Annotated in this window: 18 protein-coding genes; 10 read left to right on the top strand and 8 right to left on the bottom strand. The window is 69.7% G+C overall.

Translation table 11 applies throughout. From position 1 onward, the window contains the following. Positions 1 to 126: 126 nt before the first annotated feature. Positions 127 to 939 carry an alpha/beta hydrolase gene (locus tag ACIBK6_RS36460; protein WP_399056831.1) on the top strand — a complete coding sequence of 271 codons (813 nt, stop codon included), beginning with the start codon at positions 127 to 129 and terminating at the stop codon, positions 937 to 939. On the opposite strand, the gene ACIBK6_RS36455 is transcribed toward ACIBK6_RS36460, so the two are convergent. Continuing rightward, a complete protein-coding gene (locus ACIBK6_RS36455; protein WP_399056829.1) occupies positions 936 to 2,216 on the bottom strand; it encodes a multiprotein-bridging factor 1 family protein in 1,281 nt (426 codons plus the stop codon). The two genes, ACIBK6_RS36460 and ACIBK6_RS36455, sit on opposite strands and share 4 nt — an antisense overlap. A 230-nt stretch (positions 2,217 to 2,446) precedes the next feature. On the opposite strand from ACIBK6_RS36455, the gene ACIBK6_RS36450 reads away from it, so the two are divergent. From ACIBK6_RS36450 to ACIBK6_RS36440, 3 genes are all read left to right on the top strand, one after another. Further along, positions 2,447 to 2,656 carry a hypothetical protein gene (locus tag ACIBK6_RS36450; RefSeq protein WP_399056827.1) on the top strand — a complete coding sequence of 70 codons (210 nt, stop codon included), beginning with the start codon at positions 2,447 to 2,449 and terminating at the stop codon, positions 2,654 to 2,656. A 148-nt stretch (positions 2,657 to 2,804) separates the two neighbouring features. Then, positions 2,805 to 3,185, top strand: coding sequence for a hypothetical protein (locus ACIBK6_RS36445; RefSeq protein ID WP_399056825.1), 381 nt, complete (start codon positions 2,805 to 2,807; stop codon positions 3,183 to 3,185). A 149-nt stretch (positions 3,186 to 3,334) separates the two neighbouring features. Beyond that, positions 3,335 to 4,510 carry a UDP-N-acetylglucosamine--N-acetylmuramyl-(pentapeptide) pyrophosphoryl-undecaprenol N-acetylglucosamine transferase gene (locus ACIBK6_RS36440; protein WP_399056823.1) on the top strand — a complete coding sequence of 392 codons (1,176 nt, stop codon included), beginning with the start codon at positions 3,335 to 3,337 and terminating at the stop codon, positions 4,508 to 4,510. Here ACIBK6_RS36440 and ACIBK6_RS36435 read toward each other — a convergent pair. From ACIBK6_RS36435 to rfbB, 3 genes are read right to left on the bottom strand one after another with little or no spacing between them, the layout of a single operon-like run. After that, positions 4,501 to 5,142 (bottom strand): formyltransferase family protein, encoded by a 642-nt coding sequence (locus ACIBK6_RS36435; protein WP_399056821.1) that lies wholly within the window; start codon positions 5,140 to 5,142, stop codon positions 4,501 to 4,503. The genes ACIBK6_RS36440 and ACIBK6_RS36435 overlap by 10 nt on opposite strands. Beyond that, positions 5,139 to 6,263 (bottom strand): DegT/DnrJ/EryC1/StrS family aminotransferase, encoded by a 1,125-nt coding sequence (locus tag ACIBK6_RS36430; protein WP_399056819.1) that lies wholly within the window; start codon positions 6,261 to 6,263, stop codon positions 5,139 to 5,141. The genes ACIBK6_RS36435 and ACIBK6_RS36430 overlap by 4 nt, the downstream gene beginning before the upstream one ends. Continuing rightward, positions 6,256 to 7,284: a dTDP-glucose 4,6-dehydratase gene (rfbB, locus tag ACIBK6_RS36425; protein WP_399056817.1), complete on the bottom strand. Its 1,029-nt coding sequence runs from the start codon at positions 7,282 to 7,284 to the stop codon at positions 6,256 to 6,258. The genes ACIBK6_RS36430 and rfbB overlap by 8 nt, the downstream gene beginning before the upstream one ends. 251 nt (positions 7,285 to 7,535) lie before the next feature. Between rfbB and ACIBK6_RS36420 the strand changes: the two genes are divergently transcribed. Next, positions 7,536 to 8,861: an XRE family transcriptional regulator gene (locus tag ACIBK6_RS36420; RefSeq protein ID WP_399056815.1), complete on the top strand. Its 1,326-nt coding sequence runs from the start codon at positions 7,536 to 7,538 to the stop codon at positions 8,859 to 8,861. A gap of 422 nt (positions 8,862 to 9,283) precedes the next feature. After that, positions 9,284 to 10,765, top strand: coding sequence for a serine/threonine-protein kinase (locus ACIBK6_RS36415; protein WP_399056813.1), 1,482 nt, complete (start codon positions 9,284 to 9,286; stop codon positions 10,763 to 10,765). A 48-nt stretch (positions 10,766 to 10,813) separates the two neighbouring features. Here ACIBK6_RS36415 and ACIBK6_RS36410 read toward each other — a convergent pair whose 3' ends face one another. From ACIBK6_RS36410 to ACIBK6_RS36395, 4 genes are all read right to left on the bottom strand, one after another. After that, entirely contained in the window at positions 10,814 to 11,437 is a 624-nt protein-coding gene (locus ACIBK6_RS36410) for a hypothetical protein (protein ID WP_399056811.1), read from the bottom strand. A gap of 115 nt (positions 11,438 to 11,552) precedes the next feature. Then, positions 11,553 to 12,173 carry a 2'-5' RNA ligase family protein gene (locus tag ACIBK6_RS36405; RefSeq protein ID WP_399056809.1) on the bottom strand — a complete coding sequence of 207 codons (621 nt, stop codon included), beginning with the start codon at positions 12,171 to 12,173 and terminating at the stop codon, positions 11,553 to 11,555. A gap of 14 nt (positions 12,174 to 12,187) precedes the next feature. After that, positions 12,188 to 13,492: an XRE family transcriptional regulator gene (locus tag ACIBK6_RS36400; protein ID WP_399056807.1), complete on the bottom strand. Its 1,305-nt coding sequence runs from the start codon at positions 13,490 to 13,492 to the stop codon at positions 12,188 to 12,190. Positions 13,493 to 13,903: 411 nt separating this feature from the next. After that, positions 13,904 to 14,716 (bottom strand): GntR family transcriptional regulator, encoded by an 813-nt coding sequence (locus ACIBK6_RS36395; RefSeq protein WP_399056805.1) that lies wholly within the window; start codon positions 14,714 to 14,716, stop codon positions 13,904 to 13,906. A 93-nt stretch (positions 14,717 to 14,809) separates the two neighbouring features. Between ACIBK6_RS36395 and ACIBK6_RS36390 the strand changes: the two genes are divergently transcribed. The 4 genes from ACIBK6_RS36390 to ACIBK6_RS36375 all read left to right on the top strand — a co-directional run bounded on the left by ACIBK6_RS36390 (position 14,810) and on the right by ACIBK6_RS36375 (position 15,919). After that, the gene (locus tag ACIBK6_RS36390) at positions 14,810 to 15,148 is read left to right on the top strand and encodes a hypothetical protein (RefSeq protein WP_399056803.1); all 339 of its coding nucleotides are present in this window, start codon (positions 14,810 to 14,812) and stop codon (positions 15,146 to 15,148) included. Further along, positions 15,148 to 15,273 carry a hypothetical protein gene (locus ACIBK6_RS36385; RefSeq protein ID WP_399056801.1) on the top strand — a complete coding sequence of 42 codons (126 nt, stop codon included), beginning with the start codon at positions 15,148 to 15,150 and terminating at the stop codon, positions 15,271 to 15,273. Before ACIBK6_RS36390 ends, ACIBK6_RS36385 begins: the two co-directional genes overlap by 1 nt. Then, positions 15,270 to 15,605, top strand: a complete 336-nt coding sequence (locus ACIBK6_RS36380; protein WP_399056799.1) for a DUF6415 family natural product biosynthesis protein — start codon at positions 15,270 to 15,272, stop codon at positions 15,603 to 15,605. The genes ACIBK6_RS36385 and ACIBK6_RS36380 overlap by 4 nt, the downstream gene beginning before the upstream one ends. Before the next feature lie 176 nt (positions 15,606 to 15,781). Continuing rightward, the gene (locus tag ACIBK6_RS36375) at positions 15,782 to 15,919 is read left to right on the top strand and encodes a hypothetical protein (RefSeq protein WP_399056797.1); all 138 of its coding nucleotides are present in this window, start codon (positions 15,782 to 15,784) and stop codon (positions 15,917 to 15,919) included. Positions 15,920 to 16,052 lie beyond the last annotated feature (133 nt).

The raw sequence follows: 16,052 nt of genomic DNA, 5'->3' as shown, positions 1-16,052 counted from the left end.
CACATGGTGGCTCACGACATACCGCGGCCTCGGGGAGGGCCGAGCAACTGGGCTTGTTCCTATCGGATTTGTAACGCCAGCCGCTAGCGTGTGGTCATTGCATCCGGAGTACCCACGGAGGTCCCGATGACTGACTACGAGACGGCATTCCGGTCGCTGGACGGAACGAAGCTGTTCGGAACGGTCACGCCGTCTGCGGCTCCTCCTGCTGCTTTGGCGGTGCTTGCGCATGGTGCGGGCGTGACCCGCGAGGAGGGCGGCTTCTTCGGCCGCCTGGCCGCTGCTCTGGCCGCGACCGGAATCACGTGTCTCCGGTTCGACCTGCGCGCCCACGGTGCCAGCGGCGGGCGCCAGGAGGACGTCACAATTTCAGGCATCGCCAACGACATCCGGGCCGCGTCCGATCACCTGAGCGAGCACACCGGCCGCCCCGGTCCGGTGCACGTCCTGGCCGCATCATTCTCTGGGGGCGCGGCGGCACTGCACGCCGGTACCCGGCCGAGCGACGTCGCCAAGCTCGTCCTGCTCAACCCCCGCATGAACTACCAGGACCGATTCGTGACCCAAGAGGCCGGGTGGCGCGGGGACTACCTGACCCCGGAGCGTGCAGCGAAGCTGGACGAGCGCGGATTCTCCGTCTGGCAGCCGGTCCAGACCGGCCGCGCGCTCCTGAACGAGGTCTTCCACCTGGACCCGGAAAAGCTCTGTACCGAAGTTCAATCCCCTGTGCTGATCGTCCACGGCACGAAGGACACCTTCGTCGACATCGAACTGTCCCGGCGCTACCGGCCGCTGTTCGGCGCTGGCGCGGAACTCTACGAACTCGACGGCGCGCAGCACGGTTTCGCCGTCCACGACGACCCCGCGTACGCCGACCCGCAGTCGCAGGCCTGGCAGGCCGAGGTCATCACAAAGGTCTCCGGGTTCCTGGCCGACTAGGAGGCCGCTAGGACCAGGAGCCGCTCGCGCAGTTCCCGTACCGCTGGGCGTTCGCGGTGCGGGAACAGGATCTGTGCCGTGCGGTTCAGCTCGGAGAGGGCCTGCCCGTAGCGGGGCGGACCGGCTACTGCCAGGGCCTCCAGGGCCACGGAGGCGGCGGCATCGGGTTCACCGCTCTCCGCGAGTGCGCCGGCGAGGAAGGCGCTGTAGTGCGTGTGGTCGCGGGGGCCGAACGCGGCGCGGGGGATGTAGGTCTGGAACGCGGTGACGGCTCTGTCGGGGCGGTGGGCCTCACGCCAGCAGATCCCGGTCTGCACCATGAGCCGTTCCCTGGTGTAGCCGTCGCCGAGGGGGCCGGTGCAGGTGGGCGGGCCGGAGGGTTCGGCGGCCCGGTCGAGCGCGGCATGCGCCTGCCCCAGTACCCGCTCGATCTCGGTTTCACCGGCGCCGGTCATCGCCAGACCGCGGGCTTTTTGCTGGAGGGCTTCGGCACGGGGGCGCGGTGGCAGCGTCCAGGGACCTGCGGTGGCGGCGTCGGAGAGATCGAGGATCCGTGCCGGGTCGTGGCGGCCCAGGGCCTGGGCCTGGCGCAGCAGGACATAGGCGTGCATCTCGCCGTCGCCCGTGAATGTCGCCCACTCCTTGGCCTGGTTGTGCCAGTAGGTGGCCGTCTGCCGGGGTGATCCGGCGGCTCGGTGCAGCCAGGCGGCGAGTTCGGCCGCGCGAGAGCCCAGAGCGTACAGCTCGCGGCGGATGTCGGGCCTGGCTTCGCGGGCGGTAGCGCTGATGACGGAGAGGATGCCCAGGGCGGCAGGCATCGCCTGGTCCGGGCCGGTGCGGACATCGGTCCGGGCGGTCTCGTCCAGCGCGCTGCGCAGGTGCTCGACGAGCTGACGGTCGCTGTAGCGGTGGGCGTCGCGGACAGCGGCGGCGAGGTGATCGAGCCCCGCCAGGTCGAGCAGCGGCGCGGCGACAAGGCCGTTCATGAACGAGCGTCGGAGCACATCGTCCTCATCAAGGAGCGCGGACGGCTGGATGGCCACCCCGGGCGCGGGCGGCTCCTCCGGCAGTGTGCACGAACCGGGCTTCGGTGCGGCAGCAGTGTCCAGGCAGAGGACGTCCACCAGGAACGGCAGCCAGAGCCCCGGCGTGCGGCGCCCGGTCTCCCACCGGTAGACGTCGTTCGCGGTGCACGTGCCCCAGCCGGACACGCCATTGAGCTGGTCGGCGAGCTGTTTCTGGGTTAAGTCGTGCGCTTTGCGAGCCGCACGGATCACCTTTCCGATCCCTGCTTGCCGGTGCTGCTGCACAGTCCAACTCCCATGTCAATCTGCCGCGTTGGCAGACACGATGGCAGACCGCGCGGCAGATCACACCCTGTGTGCACATCTCGTTGACTGTTCGTACGCCGCCGGAGTGCGATGGCTCCCCCTCCGGCGCGATGAGGAACAGTCCGCCCCCGCCTCCCCCGACGAGGGCGGACTTCCCGCCCGAGAAGGAGAAGGCCATGGCCCACGACTCCCTGATGCACGAGACGCACCCGCTGATCGGCCACCGCGTCCGCGACACCGCCAGCGGCCAGACAGGGCAGTTGAACGGCGTCGTACGCGAGCCGGTCGGCGCGGGTGAGGACCGGAGGTATGTACGCGTCGCCTTCATCAGGCTGGCCTCGGGGATCGAGTTCTCCACGGCCGCCGACAACATCGAGGCCACGTGATGGAGAGAAAATGCGAGACGTGCCAGCGACTGCGTGACGAGTGCGCCCAGGGCGGCGACATCGATGACCTCCTCATCCGCGTAGCCCTCCACGAAGCCGAGGCCCACCCCACGAAGCAGCGGGGGCATGCGTCGTGAGGCTGCGCCTGATGGACGAGGACGAACTGCACGGCGACCCGTCCCGCTGTGTGGAGCTGTCCCTGGAACACATCCGTGTCGAGGACGGGCACCTCACCGTCCGCCTGGCCCCTGCCGACATCGTTCTCCTGCGGATGGAAACCGAGAGCGTTCTGGACGCGATGCGCGCCGAGGTCATACGAGCTGAGATCGCGTGGGAAACGGCGCTCGGCGAGTGGTACGAGGAAGGCCGGGCAGCAGTCGAGTCGCGGGAGCCTGACACCGCCCTGCTCGCCCGCGTGTTGGAAGCCCTTCACCGTGCCAATGCCGCTGCCCTACCTGCTCTCCCGGAAAAGGAGGGCGTTGGCGAGGAAGTCGCGGGAGCGTTCGTCGAGTTCGGCCGCGCCTCATAGGCTGCGGGCGCGGAAGCGGGCGAGGTCGCCTCTCCTGCAAGGGCGCTGGGGCAGGGGTACTGCTCGCGCGTGTGGCAGGCTCGTGCTGGCCTGGGCCGTCGAGCCGTACGGCCCTGAATCCGCTCCGGGGCGGGCCGTGTCGTAGCCAGATGGGGAGCTCTTCTGTGAACAACTTTCGCCTGATCGTGACGGGTGGTGGGACCGGCGGGCACACCTACCCGGCACTGACCGCGGTACGGACGCTGCGGGATCGGCTCGCTGTCGGCGGAGGCACACTCGACGTGTTGTGGGTGGGGCAGCCCGACAGCTTGGAGTCCCGGGTCGCGGCAGGTGAGGGCATCGACTTCGAGACGGTCGCCACGGGCAAGATCCGCCGGTCCAGCAATCCGCTGAAGATGATGTCCCCGGCCAATGTGCGGGACATGAGCCGGGTGCCGCTCGGTGTCGTCCAGGCCCGCTCGGTCATCAACCGGTTCCGCCCCGAGGTGGTGCTGGCCACCGGCGGCTACGTCGCGGTTCCGGTCGGGATTGCGGCGACACGGCTGTGTCACAGGCCGCTGGTCATTCATGAGCAGACCGTCCGCCTGGGCCTGGCCAACAAGACTCTGGCCGGCGCAGCGACGCGTATCGCGGTGTCCTCAACGTCCACCCTGGAACTGCTGCCCGAATCCGCCCGGGGCGCGGCGGTCGTCACCGGAAATCCGGTGCGCCCGGAGGTGTTTTCCGGGCAGGCGGACAAGGCGGTCGCGGCGCTCGGCCTGCACGGTTTCGACCGTCGCCTGCCCACCGTGTATGTCACCGGAGGCGCGCAGGGGGCCCAGCAGATCAACGAGTGCGTGCGCGATGTACTGCCGTGGCTGCTCGGCCACGCCAACGTGGTCCACCAGTGCGGGCCGGCCCACCTCGACCAGCTGCGTCAGGCCACCGCCTCCCTGCCCCGGGAGTCGGCGGGCCGATACTACCTGACGGCCTATGTCGGTGCGGAGCTTCCCGATGTCCTGGCGCTGGCCGACGTGGTGATCTCGCGCAGTGGGGCCGGGACGCTCGCCGAGCTGACCGCGCTGGGCAAAGCGGCGGTATTCATCCCCCTGGCCACGTCGGCGGGCAACGAGCAGGCGCACAACGCGCGGCACCTGGCCGACTCCGGCGCTGCGGTCGCCCTGCTGGACGGGGTGACGCCGGAATCTCTGCAGTCCGCGGTGGAGCCGCTGTTGACCGAGCCCGCCCGCCGTACTGCGATGGCTGAGCGGGCCCGGTCGCACGGCAGGCCGGATGCGGCCGAGCGACTGGTCGACGTGATCCTGGCCGCGGCCGGTCAGGGCTGACGGCTCATCGCTCTGGTCCAGTCGCTGCGGTCACCGAGCTGGTGGTTGTCGCGGAGATAGTGCGTCACCGCGCGGGTCTCATCCTGCGGCCGCGGGATGATGCGGCCAAGGCGCGGGAGGGTGTCGCTGATCAGGGCCCGGCCGTAGCGCATCGTGCGGTTCCACACGTCGCGGACCTCGTCGGTGTCGGGCCAGATGGTGAAGTGGGCCTCGGCCAGGACGGGGCCGGTGTCGATCCCGGTGTCCATGGCGTGGATCGTGATGCCGTGCAGGCTCTCCCCGTTGTGCAGGGCCCAGTTCACCGGCCTGGCGCCGCGGTATTCGGGGAGCCGGCCGGGGTGGCAGTTGATGATCGTTTCGGTAGCGTCGATCAGCCCGGGGCCGATGATCTTGTCGTAGAGGACGCTGAACACGAGGGCGCAGCGGCCCGGTTCGAGGTCACGCCAGTCGCCCGAGGCCAGGATGCGGACCTCGGGCCAGCGCCTGGCCACGTGCTCCGACAGGCTGTCGTCCCAGGCCGGTTCGTCCGCGTTCGGGATGACCGTGTCGAGCACGGTGTCGGGCAGCGCGGCGATCACCTCGCAGGCGTGCACGGCAAGTGCCCCCTTGCCGAGAACGGCCGCCCGCCTCACGGCAGCGCTCCTTGCAGGGCTGATACGACGACGTCCACGTCGCCCTTGCTCATTCCGCCGTGGAAGGGGAGGGTCAGGATCTCGCCGGCCGTCTGCTCGGTGACGGGCAGCGGGCGGTTCCAGCGGGCGAACGCGGGCTGCAGGTGGTTGGGCGGGTAGTGCACGCCCACCCCGATGCCGGCCGTGCGCAGGGCCGCGAACACCTTGCGGCGGTCCGGGACTCGCACCACGCACAGGGACGGCACGGACTGCTCCACGTCCACATCCACCAGGGCAACCCCGCCCCCCCGCAGGGGCCTGAGCGCGTCCGCGTAGGTGCGCCACAGTTCCTTGCGGCCGGCCTCGACCGTGGCGAAGCGGCGAAGCTGGACTCTGCCGATGGCCGCGTTGATCTGCGAGAGGTGAGCGCGCAGCCCCGGCCCTACGACCCGGTACGAGGTGGCCGCGGCCCGGTCCGTGGCAGACTCGACCATGCCCAGCAGGCGGATGCGCCGCGCCCGCGCCGCCTCCTGGCCGTTGCGCGGGACGATCGCTCCGCCCTGCCCGCAGGTCAGATTCTTGATCGGCCCGAAACTGAAGCAGGTCGCAGTACTCCGGTCTGCGCCGACCCGCCGCTGGTCCTGGTAGGAGCCGAAGGCGTGCGCGGCGTCCTCCACGATGCGGATGTCGCGCTCGGCCAGGCCGTCCTGGATGTCGTCCAGCACGACCGCCCGCCCGCCGTACAGGACCGGGACCACGGCGCGCGTGGCCGGCGTGATCGCCTCCAGCACTTCGCGGCTGGTGACGCACATCGTCACCGGGTCGACCTCAGCGAACCGCGGCTGCGCCCCGCATTCCACGATCGCCTGCACGGTTGCGCAGAACGTCATGGACGGGACGACCACTTCATCGCCCGGCCCGATGCCGACCGCGAGCAGGGCGATGTGCAGGGCCGCGGTGCCGGAGGCGACGGCCACGACCTCGGGGACGCCCAGGAACTCGGCGAGCTCGTCCTCGAACCGCTCGGTGATCTCTCCGTGCCCGAACTGGCCGCTGTCCAGCACCTCCCGCACGGCGTCGAGTTCGCCTCCGTGCAGGGTCGGTTTCGCGTTCCGGCTGAACGCTTGTTCCCGGTCAGGCATGGCTCATCCCTTTCTGTGTGGCCTGCTTGATGCGGATCTCGGCGTGCGGGGCCGCGGGATTGCGCAGCAGAGGCGCCCACCGGCCCGGGTTGTTGCGGTACCAGTCGACGGTCTCCGCCAGCCCGTCCTGGAGGTCCCGGCGGGGCTGGTAGCCCAGTTCGGCGGAGAGCTTCGACCAGGTCATGGAGTAGCGGATGTCGTTGGCCTGCCGGTCCGGCACGTACTGCACGGCGTCCCAGTCGGCCCCGCACAGGCGCAACAGGTGGCCGGTGAGTTCCTTGTTGGTCAGGTCCGTGCCGCCGCCGAGGTTGTAGATCTCGCCGGGCACCCCGGCCCGCAGGACGAGCTCGATCGCGGCGCAGTTCTCCTCGACGTGCAGCCAGTTGCGGACATGCTCACCACGGCCGTGCAGGGTGACCGGCTCGTGCTTGAGCAGTCTGGTCACGAACAACGGGATGATCTTCTCGGGGTGCTGGCAGGGCCCGTAGTTGTTCGATGACCGGGTGACGCACACCGGCACGCCGTAGGTGTGGAAGTGGGAGAGGGCCACCATGTCGCTGGCGGCCTTCGACGCGGCGTACGGCACGGTGGGCCGCAGCGGATCACGCTCCGAGGCCGAGCCTGTGACCAGCGGCCCGTACACCTCGTCCGTGGAGACGTGCACGAACTTGCCGACGCCCAGCCTTCTGGCTGCATCCAGCAGCGTGTGGGTGCCCAGCACGTTCGTCGTCACGAAGTTGCCCGCGGTCAGGAACGAGCGGTCGACGTGCGACTCGGCCGCGAAGTGCACGACCGCGTCATGCCGGCCCACCAGCTCATCCACCAGCGGGATGTCGAGGATGTTGCCCTCGACGAAGGCGAGCTTCGGGCTAAGGAACGCCTCGCCCAGATTCTCCACGTGTCCGGCGTAGGTGAGCGCATCCAGCACGGTCACCTGGCCCACGTCATCGGCCTTCAGGAGACGCTTGACGAAGTGCGAGCCGATGAACCCGGCCCCACCCGTTACAAGCACTTTGTCCATGAGTACGGGATCCCATCCGTGCGAAGTGACGGTGCGCCGATCGGCCCGATCGCCCCGGCGAGAACACCCCTTGCGGGGCTGGTGGGTTGGGTCGACCGCCGGATCGGCGATGGTTCTCACCGTCCTCGCCCACGCCCGACGGGTCTGTATGCCCGCTGTATGCCCGACCCGGCCAGAGCCCCTTGCCGCCCGGCCCGAACACGCGGGACCGTAGACGCACAGACACCGGGAGCCGGGGCGGGGAGGCCGTGATGGGCGGGGACGGCCGCGCACAGCACCCGCTCACCTACGTCCGCCAGAACCGCGGCATGAGCATGGACGAGCTCGCCCTGCGCCTCGCACTCGCCGCATGCCGCCGCGGTTTGATCTACCGGCCCGGCCGGGACCGGATCTACAAGTGGGAGAGCAGCCGCGTCGACGCCCCCAGCGGCGACTACCAGATGCTCCTCGCCGACGTCTTCGGCGTCGACCACGACGACGTCGTCCGGCACGGCTGGCCCTGGTGGCTGCCGGCCTACGAAACTCCGCACCCCTTCACTGCCGACGGCAGCCGCGCCGCCCTCCTGGAGGTCCTGGTGGCCCTGGAACACCCCGACCGCCGTGCCTTCCTCGCCTTCACCACCGGCGCCCTGGTCACCACCGCCTGCGACTGGGCCACCATCGAACCCGAACGCCTCACCGGAGCCCTGCACGGCCGCCGCGTGGATGCCACCCTGCTCGCCTGGCTGGAGACCCGCACCGACGAACTGCGCGCCCTGACCAACACCGCCGCGCCCGAGTGCACCGACCTGATCGACGCCCTGCTCAAGACGACAATCCGCCTGATCAACACCGGCGTCTACGACGCCCCCTCCGGGCGCCGCCTGCACCAGGTCGCCGCCTCCGCCGCACAGTGCGCCGGATGGCTCCACTTCGACCAGGGCGAACACACCCACGCCGTACGCCACTGGATCGGGGCCCTCCACGCCGCCCACGCCGCCGACAACCGCGACCTGGGCGCCGGCATCCTGTCCGACATGGCCTACGCCGCAAACTGGCTCAACCAACCCAGCACGGCCGTCGACATCCTCGAACACGCCCGCACCCGCACCCACTCCGCAGCCGCCCGCTCCCTCCTCGACCTGCGCCGAGCCCGTGCCCTCGCCGCACTCGGAGACGACCACAACACCGGCCGCGCCCTGCACAGCGCAGAGCACGAACTCGACCGGGCCCGACCGGGCCACGCACCCGCCTGGGTCTCCTGGATGTCACCCGCCGACCTCGCCATCGACGCCGGACGCTGCTGGCTCGACCTCGGCAAACACCAGCGAGCGGAAACCGCCCTGACCGAAGGCCTCCAACTCCTCGACCCCGCCCGAGGCAGGACCCGCTCCGTCATGCTCGCCTACCGCGCCGAAGGAGCCCTCGCCCGCCACGACCTGCCCACGGCCACCAGCATCGCCCGCGAAGCGCTCACCACCGCACGCGCCACCCAAGCAGCCCGCTGCATCCAGCTCGCCGACACAACCCTCGAACGCTTCGCCCCGCACCGAGCCCACCCGGCCGTCGCGGACTTGTACGCCTACGCAGCCGGCTGAGGAGTGAGATCCCTGAGGATGACAGGCCCCACCAGCGACGGATGGGAGATCTCGACCCCTCCGGCGTGAGCTCCGGCACGCATCGCAGGCCAGGTACTCCACATCACCTGCCGTGGAAGCGTCCAGCCGCTGATGGAAAGGCTTCGGGTGTGGCTCCCCCTGAAGGGGGAGCCACACCCATTGAAATGGCGTCACGCCGGGGGGAACTGCAGCCCGACGGGCAAGTTGGGGCATTCCGCTCTCGCCTTAGTGGGGTTGGGCTCAGGTGGTTCACAAGGCGCATGGTTTGCTGCGACCATCCGGCGGGCGCGTGGTCGCGCCGGCAGTGTGTGAAGTCGGGCAACTCCCGCCGCGTTCTTGCTGATTGTCCAAGAGAGCGGGGACGCGCGAGCGGCAGGTTACGGGGGAAGGACAGTACGGGCATGGAACCCGGTGTGGTGCTGAGCGGCCGGTACCGGCTGGAGCGGCGTCTGGGGCGTGGCGGCATGGGCGAGGTGTGGACAGCCCGCGACAGGGAACTCCATCGCACGGTCGCGATCAAGATCGTTCTCGCGGGAATGGATACGGATCCCGGGCTGATCGCGCGGCTGCGGCGCGAGGCTCGTACGGCGGGCGCCCTACAGCATCCGGGCATCACCGTGGTGCACGACGTCGGCGAGCACGAAGGCCGCCCCTACTTCGTGATGGAGCTCCTGGAAGGCCAGGACTTCGCTGCCCTGCTGGAGGAGCACCCGGGCGGGCTGCCCGTCGACCTCACGGTGAAGCTCATGGCCCAGGTTGCCGAGGCGCTCGACCACGCACACCGCCGCGGGGTGGTGCACCGTGACCTGAAGCCCGCCAACCTCATGCGCCTGAGCGGGGACAAGGTGAAGGTCTGCGACTTCGGCATCGCCCGCTACGCCGATGCCTCCGCCCACCGTCTCACTCCGATCACGCCAGCGGGCGGCGTGCTGGGCACGCCCCCATTCATGGCCCCGGAGCAGTGGCGGGGCGAGCCGGCCGACGCGGCAACCGATCTGTACGCCTTCGGCGTCACCCTGCATGTGCTCCTGGCGGGCACGCCGCCCTTCCCCGGCCCCACCCAAGCGGCCTTCGTGCACCAGCACCTCAACACGCCGCCGCCACATCTCGGCGACCTTCGCCCCGACATCCCCGCTGAACTCACCGGTCTGGTCCAGCAGTTGCTGGCTAAGAAACCCACCGACCGGACCGCCTCCGCACTCCAGGTCAGAGACGCCCTCCTGGACCTTTTCAGTCACCACCCTTCCACCACCGACGGGCGACGAACACACGCCCAGCCCCCGCAGCCCCTGAGCCCAGATCTTCAACGCCATACTCCACCAAGCAGCACTACAACAATCAGTGTTCCCAGGCGAGACCTGGCGTGGCAGGCGTTCCTACTTGGGAGCGCGGTGATCATTGGCCTTTTCCTCTTTTTGGGCGTCATGGGATGGGCACTCGGCGCGGCTATAGGCTCCGGCTCCGGGCCTCTCGACGCCACAAAGATCTTGAAGTTCGTCGGCTGGGGAGCCGCACTCGGGATACCCATAGGGGTCGTCAATGCCGTCCTCAACAAACCCGTCATCCTCACTCTGGACAGTGAAGGGCTCACGGTCGCAGAGGGAACTAAGCAGTGGTCGGTGCGCTGGGACTCCCTCGAACGCATCGCCATTGCTGGCAAGGGCAGCAAAGCCGCCCTCGTGGTCTGGTTCCACCCTTCACATCGCCCCGCAGCCACGTGGATAGCCGAGAACCACATCCAAGCGCGCAGTGACGACAGCTACGCCATCTATCGCCGCCCAGCGACCGACTTTGCGAGGGTGAGGGTCGAGCGTCTCCGCGACGTGCTTCCGCTGTATGCAGGGCACCTGTACGACGCCACTCATCGCGACACCGGCACCTGAACACGACCCGCCACCGAGGCCCTACAGACGAGCTACACCCAAAGGCTTCTACGACAGGCCGATGAGTCCCCAGCCGCGGCGGGCGGTCTCCGTGACCACGTCGCCCCATTCACGCAGCAGGGCAGCGAACTCATCGAAGGTGTCCGGGCGCCCAGCCCAGCCCTCGCACTCCGCGGCGAAGGGCCCGTTCAGCTGCTCCAGACGCGGCGCCGCCCACTCCCATGCACGGGCCTTGCCGGGTGCCGCCTCGGGCGGGCAGACGAGGAGCAGGCGGGGCCGCCGGGGGTCGGTGGCCGACGGGAAGAAGCCTCCGCCGCCGGTCAGCGCGGGGTCCCTCGCCGGGTCCTCGTCCCAGATCAGGCCGTTCAGGAAGCGGTCCATCGAGTCGCGCAGGGGTACATCGACGAGCACCCGCATGTCGTCCCAGCCGTCGCCTGCGCGGGAATGCGGCTTGTAAGAGCCGCTGGTGCAGCAGAAGCGGTACTCGGCGCACCACACCGGATCCTGGCCCGGGGGCCACACCCAGCCCTCCGCCGACCCCAGCGCGTCGTAGCCGTCGTAGTCGAGCCCCGCCGGCCAGATCGCCTCGTCCAGTGCCTGGATGTGGTCCTCGACGGGGATCTCGCGTAGCTGCCCCCAGTCGGCCATGCAGAGCGTGAGGTCCAGTCCCATGGCGGCAGCATAGGCAGGGGCGCCACCGCTGTTGAAAGGGACCTCCACGATCCTCGCTTCCTGCACGAGCCGTACGTGGAGCGGAGGTGGCGCAGGCGTCGTGCTCTGCTCTCCTTCAGCCGAGGGGCACCGTTGCGAGGGGCTCCCATTCATACATGCGGTGGTCGCGGTGGATGATGATCAGTTCGGCCTGCGTGATCCGGCCGTGGGCCGGCGCGATGGCGGCGCCGGCGAGGGCGGTGGTGAACGGTGCGGCCGGGCCGGTGCTGTTGCTGTAGCCGAGGGAGACGTGAGGCTTGAAGCCCTCGGCGCGTTCGGGGACTTCGGGCAGGACATCGCCGATCGCCGCGCGGATGGCGTCGCGGACTGCCCGGACGGGCCCGTCGGGCTGGACCGGCACGAGGATGGCTTCCGGGTCGACGACCGGCGTGTGCAGCGTGAAGTCGAAGGCGGGTACGTCGGCGAGCCGGGCCTTGGCGGCCGCGGCGATGTCGAGCGCGACCTGTTCGTCGACCTCGCCGACGAAACCGATGCCCTGCATGGTGAGGTGGAGCCAGCGGTCCGGGACGAGGTCGAGGCCGCCCACCGGTTCGAGCACGGTGCGATAGGCGGCCGCGAAGCGGTGGATATCTGCCTGGCCGTCGAAGGTGAGGTGCCAGGTATAGAAGCGGCGGCCCACGTCCCAACCGGGACGCCAGTACCAGTGATCCCGCATGCGCTCGGGTGCTGTCGTCATAACCAGGAATCCAATCAGTGCGGACCATCGCCTGACGAGAGGGCCAGCTGCCGCGGCGCTGAGTCGTGGCACCAGTCCGACAGGACCCGGCGTGCCGCCAGGGTGGCCGAACCGGTCGCCACGCGGCCGACGGCCATCAGCTGGGCAAGGTCCTGCATCCGTTGTGTGATGGGGTCCAGGCGCTGCTCGGGCGGCATGGCGAGTACGGGGGAGAGGGCCGCCATGATGCCTTCGGGCTGTCCGCTGCCGAGCAGGGCGATGGCGCGGGTGATGTGCACCTGGGCTTCGGTGCCGTAGGCGTGGACCGGCTGGGCACGGAGGTGTTCCAGCGCGGCATCTGCCTCGGTCAGCGCATCGGCGAAGCTCCCGATGCGCAGGTGCGCTCCGGCTGCGTAATTCTCTTGCCGCGCCTCAGGGCAGGAGAAGATGCCGCCGATGTCGTCCGGCTGGTCAACGTCCTCTCGGGCCAGGGCGGCTCGGTGCAGTGCGGCCTGTGTCTCGTCGGCGGCGCCGAGCTTGGACCAGGCGTCGGCCTCCTGGCATGCGAGCAGGGCGCCCACGGTTCCGCGGGGGTGATGGGAGGCGCCGCGGCGGGCGTGCTGGATGGCCTCACGCAGCCGGCCGTCCCAGAAGGCCACCTTGCTTCGTGTGGAGGCCACCCAGGCCCGCAGCTCGGCATGACCGGACATCTCGGCGCACAGCCAGGCCGTACGCCCTTGCGTGTCCGCCGCCCGAAGGTTGCCCAGGTCGCTGGAGATCCAGGCGAGGAGCCCGCACAGATAGCCGGCCGACACGTAAAGGTCGACTGACTGCTGCGGCGGCTGGTGCCCTTCGACCAGTGCGAACACCCGGTCCCGCAGCCGACGGGCGCGGCCGAACAGTTCGACGGCATCGCCGGTGAGGTACTCGCCCGCCAGACTCCGTACGTCCGCGAGGATCTGCTCCAACGCGATTTCCCCGACGTTGGTGGATTCCACCCACTGCGCCCATGCCGCGGATTCGGTCGCAGCCACGAGCACGTCGTTCCGGTGATCTGGCACGACCTGGATCAATACGGGGTGTTGGGCTGCTTCTGCCGGCGGCGGAGCTGTCTGATGGCGCAGCACCCGCAGATCGCTTTCGGGCAGTGCCCGGTAGTCGTCGACGTCGAGGATGTCCTCAACGGGGCAGCCGAATACGGATGCCAGTGCCACCAGTGCGGAGAGGCTGGGTCGGCGAGTGCTGGGCCCGGGCCACTTCTCCCACTTGCTGATCAGCGACGCGTCCGCAGCCAGGGCCCGGCCGGGCAGGTCACTGATGCGGTCTGCGGTTTCCTGCAAGGTCCAGCCGTGGGCGTGGCGCCACGCTTCACGTGGCCGCATGCGAAACCGAACACGCATCTCCACGGCGATCTCCGTGAGTGCACACCCGGCTGTGGCCAGCTCATGGCGCAGGGCATCCCGATCGCTTTTGCTGCCCGGCCGGGGACGTGTCGTCATCTCTCGCTCCTGCTCATGCGCGAAGGGACGACTTCACCGTAGCCACCGTGGAACCCAGCGGGGAGCCTGCCCACTGCTCGCGCGAGACACGATCCACCCAAGAAAGCGCCGCAGAAATCCAGTTCGCGCAGGCAGTCATGCTGCGGCGGCGCCAAAAAAGTTGGACACCGCCGACCGTGACGTCAAAAGCCCGAATTGAAACGGTTGAGGCACCCACTCGACGCAGGACCGGGAGCTCTCGTGAACACCAGCTCAGACACTTCCGTCTTCGGCGAGGTCGATGACGAAGTCGACGATGGTGGTGTCGCCGCGGCGCACGATGGGGTGGCCCACTTCGACGACGCGTCCGGTGTCGGCGATATGGCGGCGGGTGTAGCGCAGGACCGGGACGCCGGCCCCTATCCGCAAGGTCGCGGCCTCGGTTTCGTCTGGCATCCCCGAGGTGAACGACTCGGTGATGCGGGAGACGGTGATGCCGAGGGTGGCCATCTGGGCCCGGGTGCCGCCGGGCCAGGGCTCGTTGATCGGGTCGGCGACGGGCGTGCCGGCGACATCGGCCCAGCGGACGTAGGACGTGGACATCTGGGTGGGCTGGTCGTTGTCGTAGAACACGAAGTGCCGGGCCAGGAGCCGCTCACCGATCTCGCACTCGAACAGGGCGGCGAGCTCGCCGCCGGCCTGGACCTTCTCGAAGCGCTTGTCGAGCCGGTACTCCGACCAGCCGATGCCCTGATCGCGCGTGTACGGCGTGGACTTGGCGCTGGGCGTGGTGCGGTAGCGGTCGGCGGCCATCCGGTGGATCGGGGGCCGCGGGCGCACCCGGGTGCCGGCGCGGGCCCGTGTCTCGATGAGCCCCTCGTTGCGGAGCAGCCCGAGCGCGTTGCGGATGGTGGTTTCCGAGACGCGGTAGTGCTCGCACAGTGCGGGCAGGGTCGGGATCTGGTCGCCGGACCGGAACTCGCCGGAGCTGATGCGGCGCCGCAGGTCATCGGCGATCCGCAGGTACTCGGGCTGTGCCACTGCCACACCACCGTTCAGGATGATCGCGTCAATCTGTGTACACATACTCTCCCTTTCCCCTTGACCTGCGCCAACTGCCGCGACAATCTGAGTACAGATAAGCTTTATCCGTACTCAGAAAGTTCCTGGGGGACGGTCATGCCCGAATCGGGGCACACCTGGCGCAAGGCCTTCAAAGGGATTCCCGAGGAAGCCCGGAACGTTCGCGTGTGGACGGCTGGTCGCCTGGGACACCCCGATGCCCCGCTCATCGCGAACGAGTTGTTCGCGGCCGTCCTCGGCGCCCGGCCGGACAGCATCGAGATGACGCTGTCGACAGCCGGGACCCGCATCCGTATCGCCGCACACGGCTTCGTGCCGCTGTCGTTCCTGCAGATCCACGGGCCGGGCGTGATCCTCATCAGCCAGCTGGCCAACGCCTCCGGCGTCTCCGAGGACGGCCAGACCTTATGGGCCCTGTTCGGAGAGGAGTCCTGATGCCCCAGAGCACGGAAGCGACACCCACCGACGCCGGCGCCGCGAGCGCGAAGGCCACCAACGGGCCCGTGGGTTGTCCGGCCCAACTCGCCCACGGCCCTGAGGGCTTCGGAGGCCGGAAGTGAGTGACCAGATGCCGAACACCGCCACACGCATCGACATGTGCCGCGATATCGAGATCGCGATGGCCCTCGCCGTCGCCTGCCCCACCGGCGCCGTGGCCACTGCGGTCCGGGGCCGTCTGCGCGGCTACATCGTCGGTCTCGTCGAGCCCGCCGAGATCTACGTGCACGCACTCAAGGCCGAGACCAGGGACCGGGACATCGCCGAGGGCACCCTGCGGCACGCCCAGAAGCTGCTCCGTGAATCAGGCGGTGATCCGGCCGCCCGGCTCCGGCTGCTGGCCAAAGGCGTCGATCACCTGATGCGGTACGCCGCCGAGGCCAGGCGGCCCTGAGACCGGCACCGGGCCCGAGGAGCAAGGCTCCGGCCTCGGCCCGGCGCCCTGGTGCCGTCCCTTCACGTCCCCCGAGAGGGGACGGCACCGACCCCCCGCCCCGCCCAGGGGAGGGGCGCAGCACGGGCAACGGCCCGCGCCGCACGCAGAGAAGCAGAGAAGAAGAGGAGAACGCCATGGACCTGTCGAAGGCTGAACTCGCCGCCCAGGCCAAGCCCGTCGTAGTGGAGACGCCGGGCGGTATCGCCGCGATCACCGTGCCGTCCAGCGTCGTGCGCATCGAGGACGTCGAGCAGGAAGGCGGCGTCGCCTAACCGCGCGAAACCCGTGGTGGGGGGGGGGGGGGGGGGGGGGGGGGGGCGCGCCGCGGGGGGGGGGGGGGGGGGGGTGGGGGGGGGGGGGGGCGGGGACGGGCGCGGCGCGCGGGGGGGGCGGGGGGGGGGGGCG

The sequence above is a fragment of the Streptomyces sp. NPDC050485 genome, assembly GCF_044458185.1.
GTDB lineage: Bacteria > Actinomycetota > Actinomycetes > Streptomycetales > Streptomycetaceae > Streptomyces.
Note: the sequence above shows the minus strand (reverse complement) of the source record. Positions and strands in the feature narration are given on the sequence as shown.